Raw genomic sequence first — 7,403 nt, 5'->3', positions numbered from 1 at the left:
TTATGTTCTCCTTTTACAAATGGCTCACCGCGGTGCGCTCTACTGCAAGGCCCACGCGAAAACGCTCGAGATAGGTGCGAAAGCCGATGATGTCCTCTTCGTCGGGCTTTTGAATGGAGCCGGGGCTTCCCTCAAAGACATCCCGTGCCAAAAATTCCACCAGCGTTCTTCCCTGCCCGTTATGGAGATAGGCCGCCAGCAGCGCCATCCCGTAAGGTCCGCCCTCCCCAGCGGTTTCCATACAGGTGACGGGGGCGTTGCTGGCGGCAGCCAAATACCGCTGCCCTACCACCGGGGTCTTGAAAAGGCCTCCATGTCCCGTCAAGGTGTCGATCATCACGCCCTCAGACGCCAGAATGTCCATGCCAATTTTCAGGGTGGCCATGGTGGCGTAAAGCTGAGAGCGGAGAAAGTTAGCTAAGGTGAAGGAGCTGTCCGGGCGGCGGACCACCATGGGCCGCCCCGCATCCAGATGGGTGACGCCCTCTCCCGCCAGATAGTTGTAGGTCAGCACGCCGCCGCAGTCTGGGTCCCCCTCCAAACTCTTCTGATAGAGCTTTGTAAAAAGCTCTCCTGTGGAAACCGGCGCGCCGAAAAGCTCCGCAGTCTCCCCCAGTATACCTGCCCACGCGTTCATATCGCCCGTGCAGTTGTTGCAGTGGACCATCGCCACGGGTGCGCCCGCGGGGGTGGTGACCATATCAATTTCCGGATAAACCTTGGAAAGCGGCTTCTCCAGAACCACCATGGAGAAAATAGACGTACCGGCGGAGACATTGCCGGTACGGGGAGCCACGGCATTGGTGGCCGCCATGCCGGTCCCCGCGTCCCCTTCGGGGGGAGCAAAGGGAATCCCCGGAGAAAGCAATCCGTCCAACAGGCGGGCGCCCTCCTCTGTCAGCTCACCGGCAAGCGTTCCGGCGGGCATCGCGCGGGGCAGCAGGTCCCGGATGCTCCAAGGCTGCTCCGCTGTGAGTTTCTCAAATTTTTGAAGCATCTCTTCATTATAATTGCGAACGGAGCTGTCAATGGGAAACATTCCGCTGGCCTCGCCGATGCCTACGACGTTGACCCCGGTGAGCATAAAGTGGACATACCCGGCCAGCGTGGTGATGTGGGCGATCTGTTGCACATGAGGCTCTCGGTTCAGCACTGCCTGATACAGGTGGGCAATGCTCCAGCGCTGGGGAATATTGAAGTCAAAAAGCGCCGTCAGCTCCTCCGCCGCCTGCGCAGTCATGGTATTCTGCCATGTGCGGAAGGGCGTGAGTAACTTCCAGTTTTGGTCAAAAGCCAGATAGCCGTGCATCATGGCGGAAACACCCATGGCCTGCACCTGTCGGCGATCCTGAATGCCGCCCAGCGCGGCTTTCAGCCCTGTCCAGACCTCTTCCAGAGGATATGTCCAGACGCCGTTTTCATAGCGGCTTTTCCATGTGTAATCCCCGGAGAAAACGGGGGCGCAGGCCGTATTCACGGACACCGCCTTGATGCGGGTGGAACCCAGCTCGATGCCAAGAAATGTGTTCATATGCATAAGCTCCTTCCGCTTACTGCTTGCTCTTGTTTTTGCGCAGGAGAACCACGCTTTGAATCACCAGGAACAGGCAGATCATGGCCGCCACGGTGATGTTGGTCCACCATGCCTCGTCCAGCCCCAGAGAGGAGACGATATTCTTGATGGTACTCAGAGACAGCACGCCGAAAAACGTACCCGCAATGTTACCCACGCCGCCGGTCAACATTGTTCCGCCGATGATGGAGGAGGCAATGGCGTTCATCTCCGCGCCGCTGGCGTGGGAGGGAGAACCGGACCCCACATGGAGGAAGTACACAAAGCCGCCGATGCCCGCCAGCAGGCCGCAGAGCAGGTAGGCCATGAATTTGGTGCGCTTGGCGTTGATGCCCAGCATGTTGGCGCTTTGGGTGTTGCCGCCCACGGCGTAAAAATTGCGGCCCAGTCTGGTCCAGCGCAGCAGGCAGAACAGCAGGATTGCCGTGACCACCGCCACCACCACGCCGATCTCCACATAAGCGGGCACATAAGCGCCCAGCTTGTTGACAGAGCCCATCCCCGGCACATAGATTCGGGTGGCCTTCAGTGCCCGAAACGCTTCATTCTCCACATTGAACTGGGTGGCGTTGACGATGGTGGTCATCCCCTTGGCGAAAAACATACCCGCCAGAGTGACGATAAAGGGCTGAATCTCCAGATAGGCAATCAAAAAGCCCTGAACAATCCCGAACGCCAGCCCGATGCCCAGCGCCAGCAGAAGCGACGTGACCACGCTGCCACCCTGATAGTCCAGATGGACGGCACAGCTCATGCATACCAGCGCCGTCAGCGTACCCACGGAGATGTCGATACCCCCAGTAATCATGACGATGCTCATGCCGCAGGAGAGAATGATGAGGCTGGCATTTTCGTTAAGAATGTTGAAAAAGGTCTGGGGCTTCAAGAAGCCGGAGCCCAGGAACAAAATCGCACAGATGTACATGGCAATGAATACGGAAATGGTGATCAGCAGAAGCAGGTTCGTGTCGGAAATGCCTCCGCGGCTTTTCAGCCGGGGCGTTTTCCCCGCCGTCACAATGTTTGCGGTCGGCATATTAACCCACCTCCTTTGCCGGTTTTGCAGGCGAGAATCTCTTGGCGAGAATCCCCAGCCTCTCCCGGACCACGGGGGCGCTCAAAACCACCAGCAGGATGACCACCACGGCCTTATACGCCGGCAGCGCGCTGGACACCACGTTGAACTTGAACAGTGTGGTGGTGAGGAACTGAATGACGTACGCGCCCAGAATGGACGCGGTCATGTTAAATTTGCCGCCGCTGAGGGCGCTGCCGCCCAAAGCTACCGCCAAAATCGCGTCCATCTCGATATCCTTGGCCACCACGGAGTAGTTGATGGTGGAAAAGCGGCTGACCTTGATAAAGCCCGCCACCGCCACACAAAGCCCCATAATCACATAGGTGATAAACTTGATGAAGGCGGGGTCAATTCCGTTGAGCCGGGAGGAGTGGGCGTTGATGCCCACCGACTGGGTATACAGCCCCAGATTCGTAAATTTCAGTGCCACTGCAATGACAATCATACAGACGACGGCGATAAAGACCGGCGTGGGGATTGGAATGCCGGGAATAAAGTTGCCGAAATAGCCGAAGGTCGCGTCGCTGATAATGGGAAGCTCGTTGTTGTTGATCCATGCGGCGATGGAGCGGCCTGCCGTAAACAAAATCAGCGTTGCCACCATGGGCTGAATTTTAAAATAGGCCACCAGCACGCCGTTGAACGCGCCGAAAAGCATGGACACAAGGCAGCACACGAGAAAGGCCACGATAATGGGTGCATGGAGCACCTCCGGCCGGGAGTCCGTCCCGCACAGCACCCGCAGCACCACGCTGCCGCCGATGGCAATAGCTGCACCCACGCTGATGTCCTGTCCGCCGGAGGCGGCCGTCACCAGTGTCATGCCGATGGCGAGGATTACCAGCTCGGAGGCATTGTCTAAAATCGTGATGAGATATCCCGACAGAACCGGATTCCCGGCGCTGTTGTGGTCCAATGAGATGGCGAAAAAGGACGGGTCGGCAATCAAATTGAATACCACCAGAATCAGCAGCGCCGCAATGGGGATAAAGATTTGATGCCGGGTCAGGCGGGAGAGCAGCGAACCTGTTTTCACACGCTGCGGCGGTGCCTGAACGGGTGTTTTTGTAGATGTTGTCATGGATTCTCACCTCCGGCGATGGTCGTCATGATCTTGTTCTGTGTCAGGTCATCCCCGGTCAGTTCGCCCACCACCTTGCGGTCACGCATCACAATCAGGCGGGAGCAGGTGCGCAGCATCTCGTCGATTTCCGAGGAAATGAAGGTGACGCTCTTGCCCTGCGCCGCCAGCTTCAGCACCAGCTTTTGAATTTCCAGCTTGGTGCCGATATCAATGCCCCGGGTGGGCTCGTCAAGAATCAAGAACACCGGATTGGTCAGCAGCCAGCGGGCCAAAATGACCTTTTGCTGATTCCCTCCGGAAAGGGATTTGACCGGCGTATCGGCAGAAGCCGTCTTTATGTCCAGCAGCTTGATGTACTCATCGGCAAATGCCTCCGCCTGCGCCCGGGTAAAGGGACGGAAGAACCCCTTCATCACCTGAAGGGCCAGAATAATATTGTCCCGGACGGACAGATCGCCCACGATGCCGTCCTGTTTGCGGTCCTCGGGCAAATAGCCGATGCCGTGCTTCATGGCGTCTAAGGGCTTTGAAATCCGTACCTTTTTTCCGTTCATGGAAAGAGTGCCGCCGGTGGCCCGATCCGCGCCGAACAGCGCCCGGACGCATTCGCTGCGGCCGGAGCCCAAAAGGCCCGTAAACCCGTTGACCTCGCCCTTTTGAATGGAGAAATCGAAGGGCTTGATTCCAGCCGTGCTGGCAAGCTGAACGGCCTCCATCACACAGGCGCCGTCCGCGTCGTATCCGCCCTGCGTCTCCGCCTTGCCAACGCCGTCCAGATCGTTCAGTTCCTTGCCCAGCATTTTGGAAACCAGCAGGACCCTGGGCAGGTCCTCTATGACATATTCTCCAACCAACTGTCCGTCCCGCAGGACGGTGATGCGGTCGCAGACCTCGTATACCTGATCCAAAAAGTGGGTGACGAAGACAATTCCCACGCCCTTGGATTTCAAGTTTATCATCAGATTAAATAGCTTGGCGACCTCCTGCTCGTCCAGAGATGAGGTGGGTTCGTCCAGAATCAGTACCTTGCACTCCATATCCACCGCACGGGCGATGGCAACCATCTGCTGCACGGCAATGGAGCAGCTTGCAAGCTGCTGTGTGGGACTTGCCGGGATGCCCAGCGTGTTCAGAAGCTCCCCCGCGTCCCGGTTGATCTTTTTCCAGTTCGTCAGCGAACTCTTTGTCCGCCCGATGTACATGTTTTCCGCCACGGTCAGGTTGGGACAAAGAGTGATTTCCTGATAGACCGTGCTGATGCCCATTTCCTGCGCGTCCTGCGGGGATTTAATGACGGCCGGGCCGTCGTACCCCCGAATGTAAATGGTCCCCTCGTCTTTCGGGTACACACCCGTGAGAACCTTGATCAATGTGGATTTTCCCGCACCGTTTTCGCCCATCAGAGCATGGATTTCTCCCTCGCGCAGGGTAAAGTCCACATCTTGCAGGGCGCGTACGCCCGGAAAATTCTTGCAGATACCGCGCAGTTCCAATACGGCGCCCTCTTGCATAGCTTCTTCGCCTCCAGTCAAGGATGAGATACTTGAAAATAAAAGGGGCGCGCGGCGCGGATACAAGGATCAAGCATCCAAATATGCCGTACCGCGCGCCCAGGATTATTTGAGATTTAACGCTGCCGGAACTTAGATACCGTAGGTATCCACGTCGGCCTGCGTGATGGTGGAGGCGTCAAAGCCCTTCTCGTCCATGATGACAACCTTCTGGGCGGGGGCGTTGCCCTTCTCCAGCTCATGGATAATGTCGTTGATGTAGGAGGCCTGGAACGGGTTGCACTGTCCGTCATAGTTCCAGTTGCCGGCCAGCAGCTCTTCAAGCGCCCACTTGTTGCAGTCGAAGCCCATGACGATGACGTCGCCGTTCACGCCGTGAGAAATGTTGGCCTTGTCCAGCGCGGCCACGGCGCCCTTGGCCATGTCGTCATTCTCGGCATAGATGACGTTGAAGGACTTGCCGGAGTCGATGACGGACTGCACAATCTGCTGTGCGGTTTCCGCGTTCCACTCGGCGGTCTGCTGGGTAATCATGTTCCAGTTGTCATTGGCGGCCACCATCGCGTCCAACGCGCCGGTGCGCCCGATCTGCGCGGCGGAGCCCATCACGCCCTGGATATGGATGACGTTATATGTATCCAGCTTCTGGCCCGCCAGCCAATCCACGGCGGTCTGGCCTTCCTTGGCCATGTCGGAGACGATGGAAGCCACATACAGGCTCTCATCCGCGTCAATGGTACGGTCGAACAGGATGACCTGAATGCCGGCGGTCTGCGCATCCTGCAGGACGGAATCCCAGCCGGAGGTGCCTGCCGCGGAGATCAGCAGATAATCCACCTCGTCCTGAATGAACTTCTGGGCGGCGGCGATCTGCTCGTCATTTTTCAGACTGTACGCGAAGGAAGCCTCATAGCCGTTGGCCTCGGTAAAGGTGGCCTTCATATCCTTATCATTGGCGGTGCGATAGCCGGATTCATTGGGGTCGTTGTTGATGATACCGACTTTGATCAGGTCGCTGCCGCCCGCGGGGGCAGAGGAGGCGCTTCCGGCGGAACCAGCGCTCCCGGCGGGAGCGCTGCCGTTGCCGCCACAGGCGGCCAGAGCGAGAACCATGCACAGAGACAATGCAAGACTAAGCAACTTTTTCATGTTTCATCCTCACTTTCATTCATCGCGTTTGGTGTGGTACGAGAGCCGTCATCCAAAGGTACTTCCTTCCTCCGTCAGGCTTTCTTGTCTGCATTAAACCTGATTCTAGTCATAAAGTCAATATGTGCTTGTACTATTTCACCATATTTGTATGCATAAACAAAACAAATTTCACAAAATTTAAAAAGTAACGTACAATTTTTCAAGAGTAGTTGCTTTTTACTGATTTTTTGTTTAATATTTTACGGTCTAACTATGCATTTGTTTAAAATTTTATGATTCCAGCCATGTTCTCACAAGCGGCAGAGGGTATACATACTTGCCCATTTTATGTCCGAGGGCGGGAACTTCCTTTTGAAAAGTGGATTATTTTATGGTCTGCATGTCCAATTTCTTGTACAAAGATGTGATAAGTTTCAAAATTTGTTTTGGGCACATTGCAAAAATCACAGAAAAATTAACTTAATTTTTTAGCTATATTATGGTAACTCTGGTATAATCAAACTATTGATCATAGAGACAGAGGTGGATACAATGGCGTCAAAGTACAGTATTTTAGCCGGCATCCTGCGGGAGGAGCTGCTCCGCGGGGGCATTTCAGGCGGCTACAAATTTCCCACGGAAGCGGAGCTGGCCCGGCGATATCGGATGAGCCGGCAGACCGTGCGGCACGCAATTCAGCTTTTGGCCGAGGAGGGGCTGGTGGCAACCCGGCAGGGCAGCGGCATCTATGCCACCGGAAAACCGGTGGATATTGCCTCCCGTCAGGTTGCGGTGATTACATCCTTTTTGGACGACTACATTTTCCCGACGGTGCTCCATGACGCGCAGACCGTTTTTGCGCAGGAGGGCTATTCCACGCTGGTGTTTTCCACGGAGAATGAAGTGATGCGGGAACGGGAAATCCTATGCAAGCTGCTTTTGGAGCCGGTACGGGGAATTTTGGTGGAGGGCGCGAAAACAGCCTTGCCCAGCCCCAACATTGATTTGTATGAAAAACTGCGTCAG

6 protein-coding genes are annotated in these 7,403 nt (G+C 56.0%); 1 reads left to right on the top strand and 5 read right to left on the bottom strand.

All coding sequences use genetic code 11. The features are described from left to right. Nucleotides 1-13: 13 nt before the first annotated feature. The 5 genes from B2W96_RS02095 to B2W96_RS02075 all read right to left on the bottom strand — a co-directional run bounded on the left by B2W96_RS02095 (nucleotide 14) and on the right by B2W96_RS02075 (nucleotide 6,395). A complete protein-coding gene (locus B2W96_RS02095; RefSeq protein WP_293008074.1) occupies nucleotides 14-1,531 on the bottom strand; it encodes a xylulokinase in 1,518 nt (505 codons plus the stop codon). A 19-nt stretch (nucleotides 1,532-1,550) separates the two neighbouring features. Then, the gene (locus B2W96_RS02090; protein WP_293008072.1) at nucleotides 1,551-2,609 is read right to left on the bottom strand and encodes an ABC transporter permease subunit; all 1,059 of its coding nucleotides are present in this window, start codon (nucleotides 2,607-2,609) and stop codon (nucleotides 1,551-1,553) included. A 1-nt stretch (nucleotide 2,610) separates the two neighbouring features. Beyond that, nucleotides 2,611-3,732, bottom strand: a complete 1,122-nt coding sequence (locus B2W96_RS02085; RefSeq protein ID WP_293008070.1) for an ABC transporter permease — start codon at nucleotides 3,730-3,732, stop codon at nucleotides 2,611-2,613. Then, complete coding sequence (locus B2W96_RS02080; RefSeq protein ID WP_293008068.1) at nucleotides 3,729-5,246, bottom strand: sugar ABC transporter ATP-binding protein; 1,518 nt, start codon at nucleotides 5,244-5,246, stop codon at nucleotides 3,729-3,731. The genes B2W96_RS02085 and B2W96_RS02080 overlap by 4 nt, the downstream gene beginning before the upstream one ends. Nucleotides 5,247-5,378: 132 nt before the next feature. Continuing rightward, nucleotides 5,379-6,395 carry an ABC transporter substrate-binding protein gene (locus tag B2W96_RS02075; RefSeq protein WP_293008066.1) on the bottom strand — a complete coding sequence of 339 codons (1,017 nt, stop codon included), beginning with the start codon at nucleotides 6,393-6,395 and terminating at the stop codon, nucleotides 5,379-5,381. Between the two features lie 534 nt (nucleotides 6,396-6,929). Here B2W96_RS02075 and B2W96_RS02070 point away from each other — a divergent pair. Beyond that, nucleotides 6,930-7,403 (top strand): GntR family transcriptional regulator (locus B2W96_RS02070; RefSeq protein WP_293008064.1); only part of this gene is annotated, 474 nt, incomplete at its 3' end.

The organism is Oscillibacter sp. UBA6647, from assembly GCA_002455655.1.
GTDB lineage: Bacteria > Bacillota > Clostridia > Oscillospirales > Oscillospiraceae > Oscillibacter.
Note: the sequence above shows the minus strand (reverse complement) of the source record. Positions and strands in the feature narration are given on the sequence as shown.

Coding starts and splice junctions, on each gene's coding strand:
- B2W96_RS02095 (WP_293008074.1), bottom strand. CDS start 1,531: ATGAACACATTTCTTGGCATCGAGCTGGGTTCCACCCGCATCAAGGCG.
- B2W96_RS02090 (WP_293008072.1), bottom strand. CDS start 2,609: ATGCCGACCGCAAACATTGTGACGGCGGGGAAAACGCCCCGGCTGAAA.
- B2W96_RS02085 (WP_293008070.1), bottom strand. CDS start 3,732: ATGACAACATCTACAAAAACACCCGTTCAGGCACCGCCGCAGCGTGTG.
- B2W96_RS02080 (WP_293008068.1), bottom strand. CDS start 5,246: ATGCAAGAGGGCGCCGTATTGGAACTGCGCGGTATCTGCAAGAATTTT.
- B2W96_RS02075 (WP_293008066.1), bottom strand. CDS start 6,395: ATGAAAAAGTTGCTTAGTCTTGCATTGTCTCTGTGCATGGTTCTCGCT.